17 protein-coding genes are annotated in these 16,417 nt (G+C 57.4%); 4 read left to right on the top strand and 13 right to left on the bottom strand.

Going from position 1 to position 16,417, the window contains the following annotated elements; all coding sequences use genetic code 11:
- Positions 1-37 precede the first annotated feature (37 nt).
- Together K1558_RS00290 and K1558_RS00285 are read left to right on the top strand one after the other, a co-directional pair.
- Entirely contained in the window at positions 38-1,438 is a 1,401-nt protein-coding gene (locus K1558_RS00290) for an RsmB/NOP family class I SAM-dependent RNA methyltransferase (RefSeq protein ID WP_238649379.1), read from the top strand.
- Positions 1,439-1,553: 115 nt separating this feature from the next.
- Positions 1,554-1,643 (top strand): sporulation protein YjcZ, encoded by a 90-nt coding sequence (locus K1558_RS00285; RefSeq protein ID WP_143803672.1) that lies wholly within the window; start codon positions 1,554-1,556, stop codon positions 1,641-1,643.
- A 343-nt stretch (positions 1,644-1,986) separates the two neighbouring features.
- Here the strand turns inward: K1558_RS00285 and K1558_RS00280 are convergent, their stop codons facing one another.
- From K1558_RS00280 to K1558_RS00250, 7 genes are all read right to left on the bottom strand, one after another.
- The gene (locus K1558_RS00280) at positions 1,987-2,787 is read right to left on the bottom strand and encodes a Cof-type HAD-IIB family hydrolase (protein WP_238649378.1); all 801 of its coding nucleotides are present in this window, start codon (positions 2,785-2,787) and stop codon (positions 1,987-1,989) included.
- Positions 2,788-2,850: 63 nt separating this feature from the next.
- Positions 2,851-3,612: a pseudouridine synthase gene (locus K1558_RS00275; protein ID WP_238649377.1), complete on the bottom strand. Its 762-nt coding sequence runs from the start codon at positions 3,610-3,612 to the stop codon at positions 2,851-2,853.
- 2 nt (positions 3,613-3,614) lie between these two features.
- Complete coding sequence (locus K1558_RS00270; RefSeq protein ID WP_238649376.1) at positions 3,615-5,198, bottom strand: RsmB/NOP family class I SAM-dependent RNA methyltransferase; 1,584 nt, start codon at positions 5,196-5,198, stop codon at positions 3,615-3,617.
- 75 nt (positions 5,199-5,273) lie between these two features.
- Positions 5,274-5,723, bottom strand: coding sequence for a DUF309 domain-containing protein (locus K1558_RS00265; protein WP_238649375.1), 450 nt, complete (start codon positions 5,721-5,723; stop codon positions 5,274-5,276).
- Positions 5,713-6,525, bottom strand: a complete 813-nt coding sequence (gene yjbM, locus K1558_RS00260; RefSeq protein WP_238649374.1) for a GTP diphosphokinase — start codon at positions 6,523-6,525, stop codon at positions 5,713-5,715. Before yjbM ends, K1558_RS00265 begins: the two co-directional genes overlap by 11 nt.
- A 27-nt stretch (positions 6,526-6,552) precedes the next feature.
- Positions 6,553-7,647 (bottom strand): quinone-dependent dihydroorotate dehydrogenase, encoded by a 1,095-nt coding sequence (locus K1558_RS00255; protein WP_238649982.1) that lies wholly within the window; start codon positions 7,645-7,647, stop codon positions 6,553-6,555.
- 108 nt (positions 7,648-7,755) lie between these two features.
- A complete protein-coding gene (locus tag K1558_RS00250) occupies positions 7,756-8,160 on the bottom strand; it encodes a hypothetical protein (protein WP_238649373.1) in 405 nt (134 codons plus the stop codon).
- 137 nt (positions 8,161-8,297) lie between these two features.
- Between K1558_RS00250 and K1558_RS00245 the strand changes: the two genes are divergently transcribed.
- Entirely contained in the window at positions 8,298-8,435 is a 138-nt protein-coding gene (locus K1558_RS00245) for a hypothetical protein (RefSeq protein ID WP_238649372.1), read from the top strand.
- Here K1558_RS00245 and K1558_RS00240 read toward each other — a convergent pair.
- The 3 genes from K1558_RS00240 to K1558_RS00230 form a co-directional block, all read right to left on the bottom strand.
- Positions 8,432-9,871 carry a L,D-transpeptidase family protein gene (locus tag K1558_RS00240; protein WP_238649371.1) on the bottom strand — a complete coding sequence of 480 codons (1,440 nt, stop codon included), beginning with the start codon at positions 9,869-9,871 and terminating at the stop codon, positions 8,432-8,434. The two genes, K1558_RS00245 and K1558_RS00240, sit on opposite strands and share 4 nt — an antisense overlap.
- Before the next feature lie 191 nt (positions 9,872-10,062).
- On the bottom strand, positions 10,063-10,305 hold the full coding sequence (locus K1558_RS00235) for a ferredoxin (RefSeq protein ID WP_238649370.1): 243 nt from the start codon (positions 10,303-10,305) through the stop codon (positions 10,063-10,065).
- A gap of 118 nt (positions 10,306-10,423) precedes the next feature.
- Positions 10,424-11,719, bottom strand: coding sequence for a DNA polymerase IV (locus K1558_RS00230; RefSeq protein WP_238649981.1), 1,296 nt, complete (start codon positions 11,717-11,719; stop codon positions 10,424-10,426).
- A gap of 212 nt (positions 11,720-11,931) precedes the next feature.
- Here K1558_RS00230 and cimA point away from each other — a divergent pair, with 212 nt between their 5' ends.
- A complete protein-coding gene (cimA, locus tag K1558_RS00225; protein WP_238649369.1) occupies positions 11,932-13,548 on the top strand; it encodes a citramalate synthase in 1,617 nt (538 codons plus the stop codon).
- 101 nt (positions 13,549-13,649) lie between these two features.
- Here cimA and K1558_RS00220 read toward each other — a convergent pair whose 3' ends face one another.
- The 3 genes from K1558_RS00220 to K1558_RS00210 all read right to left on the bottom strand — a co-directional run bounded on the left by K1558_RS00220 (position 13,650) and on the right by K1558_RS00210 (position 16,395).
- Positions 13,650-14,210, bottom strand: coding sequence for a TlpA family protein disulfide reductase (locus K1558_RS00220; RefSeq protein WP_238649368.1), 561 nt, complete (start codon positions 14,208-14,210; stop codon positions 13,650-13,652).
- Positions 14,211-14,557: 347 nt separating this feature from the next.
- Positions 14,558-15,307 (bottom strand): 3'-5' exonuclease, encoded by a 750-nt coding sequence (locus K1558_RS00215; protein ID WP_238649367.1) that lies wholly within the window; start codon positions 15,305-15,307, stop codon positions 14,558-14,560.
- Positions 15,304-16,395 carry a DUF294 nucleotidyltransferase-like domain-containing protein gene (locus K1558_RS00210; protein ID WP_238649366.1) on the bottom strand — a complete coding sequence of 364 codons (1,092 nt, stop codon included), beginning with the start codon at positions 16,393-16,395 and terminating at the stop codon, positions 15,304-15,306. Before K1558_RS00210 ends, K1558_RS00215 begins: the two co-directional genes overlap by 4 nt.
- Positions 16,396-16,417 lie beyond the last annotated feature (22 nt).

Raw genomic sequence — 16,417 nt, 5'->3', positions numbered from 1 at the left:
TACTTATCTTGAATTTCAAGCCAGAGGAGAATGTTGTATGAATGAAGAACGGCTGCCTGCCGCTTACACCGCACAGATCAGAGAGATGCTGGGGGAGACGGCGGACGCTTTTCTGCACAGCTATAAGGCACGGCGGACCCAGGGTCTGCGGTTTAATACTTTGAAAAGCCTCCCGGAGCCGGGACGCAGCGCTGCAGATCAATCCATCGCACAATTCAGTCTGTCACCGGTACCTTGGTGTCCGGACGGCTTCTATTATGAAGAGCCTGCCAGGCCGGGAAGACATCCTTATCATGCCGCCGGACTATATTATATTCAGGAACCCTCCGCAATGTCCGCAGCCGGGCTGCTTCAGCCGCTTCCCGGGGAGACGGTGCTTGACCTTGCTGCCGCCCCCGGCGGCAAGACTACCCATATAGCCGCGCTGATGCAGGGTCAGGGACTGCTGGTCTCCAACGAAATCCACCCGGAGCGGGCCAAAATCCTGGCCGAAAATGTAGAGCGCCTTGGTCTCGCCAACACCCTGGTCACTTCGGCTGGCCCGGGGGAGCTCTCCGCCAGATTTCCTGAGGCTTTCGACTGCATTATGCTGGACGCACCTTGCTCCGGTGAAGGTATGTTCCGCAAAGATCCTGCTGCAATTGAGGAGTGGTCACCGAAGCATGTAGAGATGTGCGCAGCCAGACAGCGGGATATTCTCCAGGATGCCTACCTGATGCTGAAGCCGGGCGGCAGAATGGTCTATTCGACCTGCACCTTCAACCGCCGGGAGAACGAGGACACAGTCCAGCGCTTTACCCTGGAGTATCCCGATATGGAGCTGATCGCTACAAAGCGGCTATGGCCGCATGTGGAGAAGGGTGAAGGGCACTTCGTGGCCCTCCTGCACAAGAAGGCATCCGGAGATGCGGCCGGTTCTGACCGGCGCAGGAGCTCTAGCAAGCGGGGCCGCAGCAGCAGCCTGAAGGCAAGCGCCCAGCTCCGCGAGGCCTTACAGCAGTTTACGAGCTGGGCGGCGGCGGAGATTCCCGGGTTCGCGGCACATGGCGTACCGCTGCTCTTCGGGGATTCCCTGTATCTGCTGCCCGAGACCTTCCAGGAACGGCTGCATACCGGATTACTGGACGGCCTCCGGGTTCCCCGGGCCGGACTCCATATTGCCCAGCTCAAAAAAAACCGGATCGAACCCGCCCACGCCCTCGCCATGGCGCTCCGGCCGGACCAGGCCGCGCGCACCTATGACATGCCCGCGGACGGACCGGACATTCAGACCTGGCTGCGCGGCGGGAGCCTGCCTGTTCCGGCCAGCCTGCATGGCTGGACCCTGGTCACCGTGGACGGCTTGCCCGTAGGCTGGGGCAAAGCCAGCAACGGCCAGCTTAAGAACCATCTGCCCAAAGGTCTGCGGATCAGGGCAGCCCATATTGACGAGGTTTAGGCTGCTGACCAGTTCACGAATCCTTCACATGCATATGATGTCATTATCCCATGGAGGTTCGCCGGACTTAGACGGCGTAGGTGGGAACAGACATGAATCGAGGGAGGAATCAGACATGGGTGCAGGTGTAGGCTTCACTTCGACCGGTGCGATCTTGGTACTCTTCATATTGCTCGTCATCATTTCCCGTTCGTTGTTTGTCTAATTCCGCTTAAGCAGAATACGCATTCGCGCGGGCATCTGGCGGTCTGCTCCCATCCGGGGGCAGGCCGCTTTTTCGCCATTCCGGATGCCTCGCCTGCGCAGAAGTTACATACCACATGTACGCGAAAAGCGAAATCCGACCACATTCGGCGCTGCGAAGGCATGTTGGCCTAATGTAATCGAAAAACCGATCACATTCAGAGCCGCTCTTCACCTGCAACAGCACAAAAAAAACATAGCCCGGAACCCAAAGGCCCCGAACTATGCTTCATACCTCTACCCCTATCTCCATGTTCCACTCTATGCTAAGTATACTTATACTTTATACTCTGTTCATCCCGCAATCAGGACAAGCAATACTTCACCAGCGCATCGCGCACACCATTCCCGTTATTAGTGCCGGTGACGGCATCCGCCGCAGCCTTGACCTCAACCGGGGAATTGTCCATGGCTACCCCTAAGCCGGCATAAGCGAGCATGGAAATATCATTATAATAATTGCCGATTGCCAGCACCTGCTCCTGCGGGATGCCCAGCTCAGCCGCCAGATGCTTCAGGGCATTGCCCTTGGAGGCTTCCGGGTGCATGAAGTCCACGAAGAACTCCCCGCTGCGCAGAATATTGTATTGCTCTCCCCAAGTCGCCCACTCACGCTGGGCTTCATCCAGAATGTCGGCCTTAGTGAACACCGTGAATTTCACAATCGGCTCGCGGAAATCCTCCCACGCCGGCAGCGTCGCCGGCATAATCCGGAAATGCTCATACATATAGTGCGCTTCCTGCGTCAGGTTCTCCACATTGTCCACATACATATCAAATGCCGTATTCACATCGAAATGAATCCCGTGCTTGCGGCAATAGTCGATATAAGGGTCGAGGCCTCTGGCGTCCAGCCCGTACTGATGCAATACCTTGCGGTCCTCGACACTGACCGTTGCCGCCCCGTTGTGCCCCAGCACATACCCGGACAACCCCATCTCTTCCATGAACGGAATCGAGTTCTGCGGGCTGCGTCCCGTACACAGTACGATCTGCCCGCCCTGGCGCGTAACCTCGGCCACCGCCGCTTTGTTCTCTTCGCTTAATTGATGATCGTCATTCAGTAACGTACCGTCTACATCCAGTGCTATTAGTCTGAATTTCATACCCCACCATCCTTCTCTCTGTATCGTACTCTTAGATGATCCCCCATAATCAGCCCTATCTGTCTACTCTCCGGCACCGCTCTTCAGCAGCTCCAGCTCCCCGGCTGTCAGCTCGCGGCAGGCTCCCTGCGGCAGGCTCTCGTCCAGCGTAAGGCTGCCCATAGACACCCGCTTCAGGAACACGACCTTCTTCCCGACAGCGATGAACATCCGCTTCACCTGATGGAACTTCCCTTCGGTAATCGTGAGCGAGATGTACGACAACACCTGGCGGCCCCGCTCCCGGTTCAGGATGCGCAGCTCGGCAGGCAGCGTGACATAACCGTCTTCCAGCTCCACCCCTGCGGCAAAAGCAGCCACATCCGCCGCATCAACCTCACCTTCAACGGTTGCCTCGTAGGTCTTGGGCACATGCTTGCGCGGGGACAACAGCTCATGAGCCAGCTGGCCGTCATTCGTCAGCAGCAGGAGGCCGACCGTATCCTTATCCAGCCGTCCCACCGGGAACGGCTCGAACAGCGCGTGCTCAGGCTTCAGCAGGTCCAGCACCGTCCGGTCCCTCTTATCCTCTGTTGCCGACAGAACGCCCGGCGGCTTATTCATCATCAGATAGATATGCTCCTGGTAGAGCACCGGCTCACCGCCCACTTCAATCCTGTCTTGCACAGGATCAACATGAGCCCCGCTGTCCTTGACGACAGCGCCGTTCACCGTAATCAATCCCTGCTTGGCCTGTTTACGGATCTCGCTGCGGGAGCCGATTCCCATATGGGACAGCACCTTATCGATCCGCTGCTTCTTATTCGCTTGCCCTGCTCCACTCATACTTAAGTCCACCTCCAGCCTGCGGGATATTCATTCTTCAGCATCCCGTCCTGCCATTTGCCCCAGCCCGCGCTGAAGCCGTCTATGCAGACGAGCGTATACCCCTTGGCGGAATGTCCGTCCTTAATGGACAGGCGCTCTGCGGGGATCGACAAAGTCTCCCCCTTCAGATAGGACACCGCTTCCCCGCTGGCGCTGGATAGCGATACCGAGCGGCTGCATTCCTCAGGATGCAGCGCTGTAGCAAGAGGATGACCGGGAATGAATCGCCCGCGGTTGATCTGCCCCACGTACCAGCCTGGCCGAACAGTCTTCAGACCGTCCAGCGCTTCACGCGGCAACGGGGAGATATACAGATGATCCCCGAACCATATGGCATGTCCGGGCGGCTGACTCCCCAACAGCTCCTGAATGAAGTCCGCATAGACCGCGAACGTGATTGCTTCCCCGCTCCCGCCGGTTCGCTGTGACGGCGAACCTGGACCCGTTCCGGCTCTACCAGAGCCGGAGCCGTGTCCAGATCCGCGTCCTTCCTTACCGCCGCGGCCATGATCTGCTCTGCCGGAAGCGTCTGTTCTTGCAGCCTTGCTGCGGGGCGAGGCAGACAGACTTCTCTCTCTCAGAGCCTTTCGTGCCTTTACATTCTCTGCTGTGCCAGTCTCAACCCTCTCAGTCTCTCTCTCCGCTCCTTCACTGCCGTCATGGCGCAGCACCGCCATGAAATGCCCTTCCCCCTTGACCTTATGCGGCCACAGGCGGGCAGCGCCCTTAAGCGGGGCTTGCCCGGCGGCGAACGGACCGGTTCCGCCCACAGGAATAAGGGAGAACTGCGGATGACCGGCCAGGAATCCGGCTACCAGCTCCTCATCCTCTTCAGGAGCGAAGGTGCACGTCGAGTAGACCATCGTTCCGCCCGGCTTCAGCGCCGCGGCTGCCTCCTGCAGAATCTCCCGCTGCATCTCCGCATATTTGCTGGGAGTTCCCGGCTCCCACTGTCTGACCATATCCTCGTCCTTGCGGAACATGCCTTCGCCTGAACATGGGGCATCGATTAGAATCCGGTCGAAGAACCGGGGGAAGGCCGCTGCAATCCGCTCCGGGCTCTCATTCAGGACGATGCCGTTACGCACGCCGTACAGCTCCAGATTCTTGGCCAGCGCCTTCGTCCGCTCGGGATGCAGGTCATTGGTCACCAGCAGGCCCTCCCCCTGCAGCTTGGCGGCGATCTGTGTAGACTTGCCGCCCGGGGCTGCGCACAGATCAAGCACACGGTCCCCGGGCTGAACCTCCAGCAGCTCAACCGGAGCCATGGCACTCGGCTCCTGGATATAGTACAGCCCGGCATGATAATACGGATGCTTACCGGGCCGCACTCCTTCTCTGGTGTAGAACCCGGACGGGCACCAGGGAATCGGTTCAAGCTCAAACGGGATACGCCGCTGAAGCTCGTCCACCGTAATTTTTAACGTATTGGCACGGATGCCGCCGTAAGGGTGCTGCTTGTAAGTCTCAACAAATTGCTCATATTCGGGTCCCAGCAGTTCCTTCATGCGTTCCATGAATACTCCGGGCAGTTGTGCCGCCATATATCGTCCCCCTGCTCAAATGAAGGAACACCCCTGCGGGTGCTCCTGTTGTTCTGCTAATAGATTCCATTCCCTCTAATGTCTGGCCCGGTCCGGCCGTTGCGGGCCGCGCCGCTGGGGAACATTCGGCGGAAGCGACTGCGCCGCTGCAAGCATCTCCTGCTCCAGCCCGGGATCCGCGATGCGGATACTCAGATCATAATAGGCGAACGGCTGACGGTCATAGTCTTCAAGACGTTCTGCGTAGTCCGCTGCCTCCTGAGCCAGCTTCCTTAGATCGATGCCCAGCGTATCCGCCGGATACCGCAGCAGCACTTCACTGGACTGCTTCAGCATAATCCGGCCTCCGCGTACATTACCATCACGGAAATGATACAGCCCCACTGCCACCTGCAGCAGCGCTTTGTAGAGCGGATCGCGGTCCCGCTTCAGCCATAATTCCTCAAGCACTTCGTGGCACTCGAAATAATCCCGGTCCCGGTTGAAGTAGATGAGATACGCCACATACAGCGGCTCATAAGCCATCCGGCTCGCTGCCCTTCTTGGCCTTGGACAGCAGCTCCCGCACATGGTCCAGCAGTTCCTTCATCGCATCCATATCCTGCGCCTGCCAGATTGCATTGAACCGTTCCTGGCTTTCGATAGCCTCATTCACCAGATGGTAGAAATACAGCTGGTGAATCGCCTTCAGCAGCTGTGTCGTCATATTCGAGTTCTCCTCGAAGGTCTTCTGGGCATCCAGAATCTCATCGCGGATGCTCGACATCTCACTGTCCAGTATCGCTGCCGCTTCCGCCGCCGTCTTCAGGCGCAGCCGCATTTCATCCGGCAGGCTCTCGCGGTATTTATAGTTCAGCGAATGCTCAATGGTCGCCCAGAAATTCATTGCCAGGGTACGGATCTGAATTTCAGCCAGTACAATCTTTTGGCCGAGCGCAGTCTGCACCGGATATCTGATAATCATATGGAAGCTGCGGTAGCCGCTTTCCTTATAATTGGTAATATAGTCCTTCTCATACAGCACCTCAAGGTCCTTGCGGGCGCGGATATATTCCGCCACTCTGCGGATATCCTCCACGAACTGGCACATGATGCGGATGCCGGCAATATCCTCAATGCCCGTTTCCAGATCCTCCATCTTGACGTTCAGGCGTTTGGCCTTTTCGAGTATGCTCGACAGCCGCTTGACACGTCCGGTGACGAACTCAATCGGAGTATATTCTTCCCTTTTCTTCAGTTCCGAGCGCATCGTTTTAAATTTGACCTTCAGTTCCTCCACCGTTTGTTCATAAGGAAGCAGAAAAGTTCCCCAATCTCTCACGTCCATCGCCTTGTCCTCCTGTCCATTCATCCTTCAATGATGATCAGCGCCCACCGCTTCCAGGAGATGACGGAAGCCGTCCCGCCGCAGCAGCTGCCGCAATCCGGCATGAATTCTGCGGTTAACCTCCGGCCCTTCATAGATGAGTGCTGTATAAATTTCGACCAGGCTGGCCCCGGCCCGTATTTTGTCATAAGCCTCCCGGGCTGTAAAAATACCGCCGGACCCGATAATCGGCAGCTTGCCGCCCGTCTGTCTGTAGATGCTGCGGATAATCTCCGTCGAACGCTCGCGCAGCGGCTGGCCGCTCAGTCCGCCCGTCTCACCGGCCTTATCGCTCTGCAGCCCTTCGCGGGAGAGAGTCGTGTTCGTCGCAATAATGCCATCCATCCCGGCTTCCGTGATGGTATGTACCATATATTCCAGCTCGGCGTCACTGACATCAGGGGCGATCTTGACCAGCAGCCCCTTCGCCTCGCCGGTCTTCTCACGCTGCAGCGCCATTTCCTCCTTCACCTGGGCCAGCAGATGGGCAAGCTCACTGCCATGCTGAAGGCTGCGGAGATCCGGAGTATTCGGCGAGCTGATATTGACCACAAAAAAATCACCGTACGGATATAGCGTACGGATACACTGGCGGTAATCCTCATGCGCCAACTCATTTGGAGTCACCTTATTGCGCCCGATATTGACCGCAACCGGAATTCTGCGCTTCTTCAGCTTCCTCAGCCGCTGAGCCATCGCCTCGGCGCCTTCATTATTGAAGCCCATCCGGTTGATGAGTGCCTTATCCGGCAGCAGCCGGAACAATCGGGGGCTGTCATTGCCAGGCTGGCCTACCGGGGTCACCGTGCCCACTTCCATAAATCCGAAGCCGATGGACGAGAAGCCCCCTACCGCTTCGGCGTTCTTATCCAGTCCGGCCGCCAGGCCAACCGGTGTAGGGAAATGCACCCCGAACAGGTCAACCGCAAGGTCCGCCGTCTCCGGCACACCGTACATCAGCCGCATGGCCGCGCTTCCGCCGGGAACCAGGTCCGCCTTGTTTAGTCCGCTAATGACGAGATGGTGCGCTGTCTCCGGGTCCATTTTAAAGAAAATTGGTTTGCCTAAATGCCGATACAGCACCATTCTCACTCCTTCAAGGGAAGCACAATTCACATAACGACTCCCGTAGCTATAGGTTTCTTTTTAATTTTATCCGTTTCCGGGGGAAAAGAAAAGTTTTTTGGGCAATTACAGATTGCCCGTAATTTCGATGCCGTCCGCCTGCTTCAGCTGATGTCTTACCCAGACTGTGAATTGCTGTACGAACCTCCGCAGCTCAGGATCTGCTCCCCCGGCCTGGTCGAGTTCAGCCAGAACCGCACTCCAGCGGTCCTTGGGAATCGGGTTGTCCCAGCACGGGTCCAGAGCGTTCAGCTCTTCACCAGTGACAGGATCGGTGAACGGAAAGGCCCTGCTGATGGCAGGCCGGAGGTACGCAAAGTCCTCATCATAAATAAACAGCATCTGTTCCGGCTTAAGCACATCCTTTGCTGCGTTCAATATAAGCGGCGAGACGGTGAACCCGATATTCCGCTGCGGTCCCTCATACTTGTAGCGAAGCACAGGAACCGCATTTTTGGATTTCCTGGACATAAGAATCACTTCCTTCCATGTCATGTGTTCCATTCGCCCGGCGGGCGGGAGATTGCTGCTAGACTTGTCTTTTCATCCAGACTAAAATAGAGATGCGTGCTGCAATGAAGATAAAGAGAGAAAGTAGGGTGACCAAGATGTCAACGAAACGCAAGCCTCCCACACTCCAGCAGAAGAAGGAAGAAGTGAACCGCAAAGCCATCCTGTGGATCAGTGTCAGTCTGGTGCTGCTGATTGCGCTCATCGTCGTATTATTTATCTTCGCAGGGAATTAGTTCAGCCAATGGTACACTTTATGGGGGTTGGTCTGATTCCGGGGTGAATCCGAAGGATAACGTTCCTCCGGTACGATCAGCTCCTCAGGCAGACTCCCTTTCCCGGTAATCGTCACCTTCGTGCCCATCGGCACCATAGCGAACAGCTCCTCGATATCCTTCCGGCTCATCCGTATGCACCCCAGCGACTCATCCTTGCCTATACTTTCGGGTTCATTCGTCCCGTGAATCGCATAATTGCTGTCCGAGAGCTGCATCCCGCGGCTGCCGAACTCTCCGTTATCGCGCCCGTTCGGGTTCACCACCTTGTCACTAATCGCGAATTCACCCTCAGGAGTCTTATCTCCGCCAAGCCCTACTGGATAGTTCCGCAGGATGATATTGCCGCTGGCCAATGCCAGGCGGTGTTTTTGTTTATCCACCATAATCCTAAGCGGCTCCCGGAAAAAAGGCAGCTCCGCCCCCTCAGCCGTCTCTGCTCCGCTGCCCTGGCCTTGACCGGGGGCAGCGCTTCCCGGAGCCGCAGACGGCGGCGGGGACGCAGCGGGCGGTGCCGTTCCCTCCAAAGCGGCTGCGGCTGCACGCAGCGCGGGGAATGCCTCCTTCATCCGCGGCGTCACCCCGCCCAGCACATTCGCCGGGAACGGCTTCACAAGGTCTGCCGGCGAGCCCGGAAGTGAACCCTTGGCGCTCTTGAACGCACGGAGTGCGCTCCAGAGCACCGCCAGCTCCTCCTGCCGATCCTGCCACCTGCCGGCTTCCTTCTGAATGACTGCCGCATCCGGCGGCTGACATTCACAGGCTGCGGGATCATAGGACTGGTAGAGCGCCCGCCCGTTGCCCTGCCTGGCTACAGTGGCTGCCAGAGGAAGCCCCTTCTTCCAGAGCAGCCATTGGCCTGAGCGCTTCATGCCAAGCAGCGCGGTGGCCGAAGGAGTCTTCTCTCCGCGCAGCAGCGCTGCCAGCCCCTGCCCCCCGGCCGCTGCATCCGCCCCCACCGCTGTGAAGGCCAGACTTGCCGGTTCTTCCGGATGCTCCTGCTGCTCTCCGGCAGCCTGCGGCTCTCCTCCCGCCTGCACAGCCGCTTCCTCAGTGGCAGGCCCCGCCGTTCCGCCCTGCCCGAAGCCCGGTGCTACGGCAGCGGGAATCAGCATCAGCAGAAGCACCATAAGGGCTAGCAGCACGCGCCGCCGCCTAAGTCCGGTCTGCTGCCGTTCCCGGGCCGATTCCAGCAGCCCATTCTCATACTCGCGCAGCATCTCCGCAGGCACCTTGCTGCGCTCGAAGGCCTCATACACTTCACCGGCCTGGTTAAAACAGTAATTCGCTTTTCCGAACTGGCCGTTCTTATAATATTCCTTGCCCAGCAAGTACCATGCCATCTTATTATCCGGATGCATCTGTACATAGGCTTTGAGATGCTGAGAATTTTTCACGTTGGCCTCCATAGGTAAACTATGTATTCATCATTTCCTATTCTATATCGGCACAAGCGGCAAAAAAAGACATCTCAAGCCGCAATTTTGCGGTCAAGAGATGTCTTTATGTAGATGCCAGGAACCTGCAGAGCTTGAAACGAGCCTGTGCACGGTCCTGACATTCCGGTTCGGATGATTGGAAGCTGGTGTTACCCTTCTTTGTTGAACGGCGTATCTGCAATCTTAATCGAGTCTGTAGGGCAGCCGTCAGCCGAATCCTGCAGGTCATCGAACAGGTCGTCCGGGATCGCTACATTGCCGTGGTTGCAGTCATTCTCGTAGATCACTTCTGCCAAACCTTCATCATCGTAATCAAAAATATCAGGGGCCGTCGCGCCACAGGCACCACATGCGATGCAAGTGTCCTTCTCGACCCAGGTGTACTTAGCCATTATTATCTTTGCCTCCCGCTTGAACAATACAGCCTGCAGCAGCAGCCTGTTATTTGTCTCATATTAATATAAATAGAATACAATTTCAATGCATTTTGAATGTGTTGACATTATTGCCTTATTCTTTGGCATCCTGTCCGGCGCCGCCGAGATTGTCCTTTTGCAGCGAGGTTCCGCGCTCCTTATGGTTCCGCAGCCGCGCCGAATGGCTGTCGCTGAGCATCCCTGCGGTCAGCACCGCATTCTCGCCGAACTTGTTGCGGAGCATGTCCATCGCTTTATTCAGTGACTCCTTCTTCGGCTGCCGCTCATAGTCGAACAGGTCGAGCTGGATGGCAGATTCCTCTTTCGGTGTCAGGCCCTGCAGCGTCACCCCCAGCAGCCGCACCGGCTTCTCGCCCTTCCAATGCCGCGCGAACTGGTCGCAGGCGGCTTTGTAGATATCCTCCGCACTCTCTGTGGGTGCTTCAAGCTGCCGTGAGCGGGTGATCGTCTTCATGTCCGGGGTACGGATGGTCAGCTGTACGCCCGCTGCAACCAGTCCCTGCTTCCGCAGCCTCCGGGCCACCTGATCGCTGAGATTCAGCAGGATCGGACGCGCCTCCGCCAGTCCTATTACATCATGCGGCAGGGTGGTCGTGTGCCCGATGGATTTGCTCTGTTCACGTTCCGGGTTCACTGCCCCGTGATCGATCCCGTTGCCCGCCCGCTTCAGCCAGGAGCCCAGCACGCCGAAATGCCCGGTCAGCATGGCCTCATCCGCTGCTGCGAGCTGTCCGATGCTGTAGATCCCCAGCTTCCGCAGCTTCTCCGCCGTCTTGGCCCCGATGCCGAACATGTCGTTACAGGGCTTCTCCCATAGCACGGACGGCACATCGCGCAGCCGCAGCACCGAGATGCCGCTCGGCTTCTTCAGATCGGAAGCGATCTTCGCCAGCAGCTTGTTCGGGGCAATGCCGACGGAGCAGGGCAGACCCAGCTCTTCCAAGATCCGCCTCTGTATCGCTTCAGCGATCTCAAGCGGAGTCCCGAACTGGCGGGAACCGGTAATATCGAGGTAACACTCATCAATCGAGACTGCTTCAAGCAGCGGTGTATAGCTGTAGGCAATCTGCATGAAGGCCTTCGAGTACTTGCGGTACAAATGGAAGTCCGGCTTAATCAGAATTAAATCCGGGCAGATCCGCAGCGCCCTCTGCACCTGCATACCGGTAGAGATGCCCAACCTCCGCGCTGCATAGGAGCAGGTAACAATGATTCCCCGCCTGGCCTCTACGCTGCCGGCCACGGCTGTAGCCTTGCCTTTATAATGCTCCGGGTCTTCCGCTTCGTGCACCGAACAATAGAACGCGTTCATGTCCACATGCAGGATTACCCTGCCGCTTGCCGGATAATATTGATCCACATTCTGCATGGTATCTACCTTCTTATCTTCAGGGCTCATCCCCCGGTTTCATCCATGATTATGTTCAGCATACCTCTACCCGGCAGGACGGTCAACAGAGCCCCCGGGCACAAGCCGGGAGCCGGCCGAAAAGTTCTTTGTTACTTTCCCGCGCAAAAATGCTATAATATAAAAATTAATTTCATATACGTGTAACCACAAACTTTTTTAGGAGGACACTCATGTCTAAGTCTATCTCTATCTTCGATACTACCCTGCGCGACGGCACTCAAGGCGAAGGGATCAGTCTGTCGGCGGATGACAAGCTGAAGATTGCCAGGAAACTGGATGATCTGGGTGTCCATTATATTGAAGGCGGCAATCCGGGAAGCAATAACAAGGACATCGAATTCTTCGCAAGAGTCAAGGAGCTTCATCTGAACGCCAAAATTACCGCCTTCGGCAGCACCCGGCGCAAGAACACGGTGACTGAGCAGGACGAGGGACTGCAGCGGCTCATCGCTGCCGGCGTTCCGGCAGCCACGCTGGTCGGCAAGTCGTGGGACTTCCATGTGCATACCGCACTGCAAACCACGCTGGAGGAGAATCTCGCCATGATCGGCGATTCCATCGCCTTCCTGAAGCGAAAGGGACTTGAGGTCATCTTCGATGCGGAGCATTTCTTCGACGGCTTCAAGAACAATCCCGATTATGCGGCAGCCGTGCTCACCCGCGCCCGTGAAGCGGGGGCTGACTGGCTCGTCATGTGCGACACGAACGGCGGAACCCTGCCGCAGGAGATCCATGACATTGTATCGGCCGTTGGCATCGCCCTGCCTGGAGCTGCGCTCGGCATTCACACCCATAACGACTGCGAGCTTGCGGTTGCCAATACCTTAAGCGCCATCGGGGCCGGTGCCCGCCAGGTTCAGGGGACGATCAATGGCTACGGCGAGCGCTGCGGCAATGCTAACCTGTGCTCCATCATCCCGACGCTGCAGCTCAAGATGGGCTACCACTGTATCCCGGGAGACTCCTTGCCGCAGCTCACCAACACGGCCCGGTACATCAGTGAGGTTGCCAATGTGAACATGCCGGTGAACCAGCCGTATGTCGGAGCGGCCGCATTCGCCCACAAGGGCGGTATCCATGTCTCAGCGATTCTGCGTGATTCGCGCACCTATGAGCACATCGTCCCTGAGCTGGTCGGCAACAAGCAGCGGGTGCTGGTCTCTGAGCTGGCAGGACAGAGCAATGTGCTGTCCAAGGCCCAGGAAATGGGGCTGAACCTTGATCCGAGCAGCGAGCAGGCCCGCAAGGTGATCGATAAGATCAAGGATCTGGAGCATCAGGGATACCAGTTCGAAGGCGCTGACGCTTCGCTTGAACTGCTGCTGCGGGAAGCGACCGGCGAGATGAACGAATTGTTCACCTTCGAGTCCTTCAAGATGCTGGTGGAGAAGACCGCCGGCCGGTCGGTAGTCTCCGAAGCCTTCGTCAAGCTGAAGGTCGGCGGACAGAGCCTGTACACCGCCGCAGAAGGCAACGGGCCGGTCAACGCGCTGGATAACGCACTGCGCAAGGCGCTGCAGACCTATTTCCCGCAGCTCAAGGACATGCACCTCTCTGACTATAAGGTGCGCGTCCTCGACGAGCAGGATCAGACCGCAGCGAAGGTCCGTGTGCTGATCGAATCCAAGGACTACGGCGACACCTGGAATACGGTAGGCGTATCCAGCAATGTGATTGAAGCGAGCTGGGAGGCCCTGGTCGATTCCATGCGTTATGCCCTGCTCGGGCAGATCTCACTGGATCAGGAGAGTGACACCAGCGAGCCTAGAGGACTGGTGAATCACTAAGCGTTTCATTTTCCTTATCATCACATAACACAAAGCCCTCCGGAAGCGGGAGTGAATCCGCCTTTGGAGGGCTTCTTGCCGTTCATGGCGGCTTGTGAGTCTTAGGAGCCGGTGAGTGCGATGATCTTTTTTTCCAGCTCCTCGCTGCTTAGAACACCCAGAATCACCTCGCTGACCACGCCATTCTTGTCAATCAGGACATTGGTCGGGAACACAGCCCCGTTATACTTATCGAAGATTTGCCCCTTCAGGTCATACATCACCGGAAAAGTCAGCATATACTTCTTCACGAACCGTTCGGCGTTAGGCTTGTAATCCTGGCTGGTTACGTTAATTCCGTAGACATCCAGCACTTCGCTGTATTTCATCGCCAGCTTGTTCAGCTCAGGCGCTTCCTGCTTGCAGGGGTCGCACCAGGAGGCCCAGAAGTTCAGAATGACCGCCTTCTCCCTCGGCCCATCCACCTTATACTGCTTGCCGCCTTCCTCCAGCATGAAGGATGGAGCCTTCCGGCCTGCATAAGCGCCGCTCTCCTGCTCTGCGGCCTGCTGCATGGCAGGGACAGCCTGCGGCTCAGATTTCACTTTATAGGCTATGGTGAAGGCGGCCAGACCGGCAATCAGAACCAGGACCGCTATATTTCGTATACGGACTGCTTTCATTGGAGTCAGTTCCTTTACTTGGGGGATTTCTCTCTATTGTACCCCCGCCGCCTCCAGTTTCAAACGTTCTATTTACAGACATTCAGCATGAAACAAAAAAAAGAGGATTCCGTCATAGACGAAATCCCATGAAGAGAGAGGGGTAAAGCTGACAGCATACCAGGGAAATCCCCCGGCCGGTAAGCCCGGAGAGCTCCATACAGCAGACGCTGGGGAAGCATCTGCCCACCAGTACACGCAGGGGAACCCCGCGGATAACTGCTGGCGCTGCCGCAGCGGGCGGCATTGCAATGCCCCTAAGGACAATGCATAACGTAGCGCCTGACCCGCTGCCTGCCCTCCCTTCCTTAAGTTCTGCTCAGATACGCGTACAAGTCTCCAAGTGTATCCACCTGACCCTTCTGCAGGATCTGGCGGATATACTTAGTCCACAGCTTCGCGGTCATTCTGGCATCCTCAAGCGCATGGTGACGGCCGACAATAGGGATCTCGTGGATAGCCAGCAGCTCATCCAGCGTGTAATTACTCCGGTGCGGCTCCAGCCAGCGGGCCAGCATCATCGTATCCAGCACGCGGTGGGTGAGCTGGACCTTAGAGGTCTTCCATAAGGCCGCATTCAGGAAGGCCTTGTCATGGGCGCTCCCGTGGGCCACCAGCACCCGTTGGCCGACAAAGGACATGAAATTATGCAGCCCGTCCATGAGCGGCGGCGCGGCCGAGGTCATCTCTGCTGAAATCCCCGTCAGCCGGGTAATATGCTCAGGAATGACAGCCCCGCACTTCACCAGGGTATAGAAGCATTCCTCTTCCTTAATCTCTTCCCCAACGACCCGGATTGCACCGAAGGACATAATCTCGTCGCCGCCCTGATGGGAGAAGCCGGTGGTCTCCAGATCAAAGATCACCGTCTCAAGCTCCGAGAGCGGAGTATGCAGCACTTCCGGCCGGCGCTTCTCGCGCATCAGCGAACGGATGAAGGCCATCTGCTGGGCAGTCTGCTGCGCCGATTCCCCGCCCCTTATCGAGGCAATGGCCGACGGCATTCCGCCTTGTCTCAGATTGTTCCAGAATCCTCCGCCCTTGTTCGGCTCCTTCATGGCTGTCTCCTTTCCGCTGACCGGAGCTGACGCTGCAGCGCCTTGTGCAGACGTCTGATCAGCAGCAGACTCTCCCGCAGCTCGGCTCTGAGCTGCTTGTTCTTCAGGTCTTGCTCGGCATAATAATCGCTGCTCGCAAGCAGCCCGTCCGTCCAGGTGTACGGCGTATTCACGCGCATCCTCAAGGCGGTCAGGCAAGCCTGCCGGATCTCCGGGAGATGCTTGTATTGGCCCGGCTCTGCCAGCCGCTCAAGCTGCCCAAGCCGCTTCAAAGTTGAAGTATCACCGATTCCGTGGAGCAGCGACCAATGCCGGACAATATTCACGAGCGGAATATAGAGCCCGTATTTGACATCGAAACCGCCGGCATTATCGCCGAACCGCTCCGTAAGAACCTGCCCGAGCAGGTTCAGCGTCGCCTTATGGCGGACAGTGTTGCGCAGCACCGCCGTCATCAGCGCGCTATTGTCCGCAAACCCGGCGTGCAGCGCCTCTCTCCACTGGGCTGACAATTCAGCACTGCCAGCCACATGGCGCATGTCCGAAGCAATAATCAGGTAACGCACAGGCTCCCATTCCAGCTGCTCACCCCAATCTGCCAGCTGCCGCTTCCACTCAGCCAGCGACTTCCGCCACAGGGGCTCAGAGCACATCACCCTGCCGTCACATTTCTCGTACCCGATGACTTCGAGCATCCCGGAGAGCCTGATGCCGAATGCTTCGAAATAAGCCTGCCGGTCCCCCTCCAGCTCCTCCGCTACAATCAGCCCGTTATCCTGATCGCTCCACAGCGTCGCCTCCTGCCGGCCTGCGCTGCCGAATACGATGAAGGAATAAGCGCAGGGAGGCAGGCCGTAGCCTGCCTCCTTCATCTGCGCCTCACATATGCGTACCGCTGTTCTTGCCAGCTGATCATGCATTGCGTTGACCCGGTACATCCATTCCTCGACCGGAATTACATTCAACTGCTGCAGGAGAACCTGCTGGCAGGCAGTGCGCCTTGCTCTTAGCTCCTCAGGCGAACCGGCTGTTACGATGGATAGATATGTTTCTTCTTCGTTCCAATCTGCTGCCGCCAACGAAGCCACTCGGTCCGCCTCCCAACCTGTA

The organism is Paenibacillus piscarius (assembly GCF_022234545.1).
GTDB classification, from domain to species: Bacteria; Bacillota; Bacilli; order Paenibacillales; family Paenibacillaceae; genus Paenibacillus_AQ; species Paenibacillus_AQ piscarius.
This window is presented reverse-complemented; position numbering and strand designations above follow the sequence as displayed.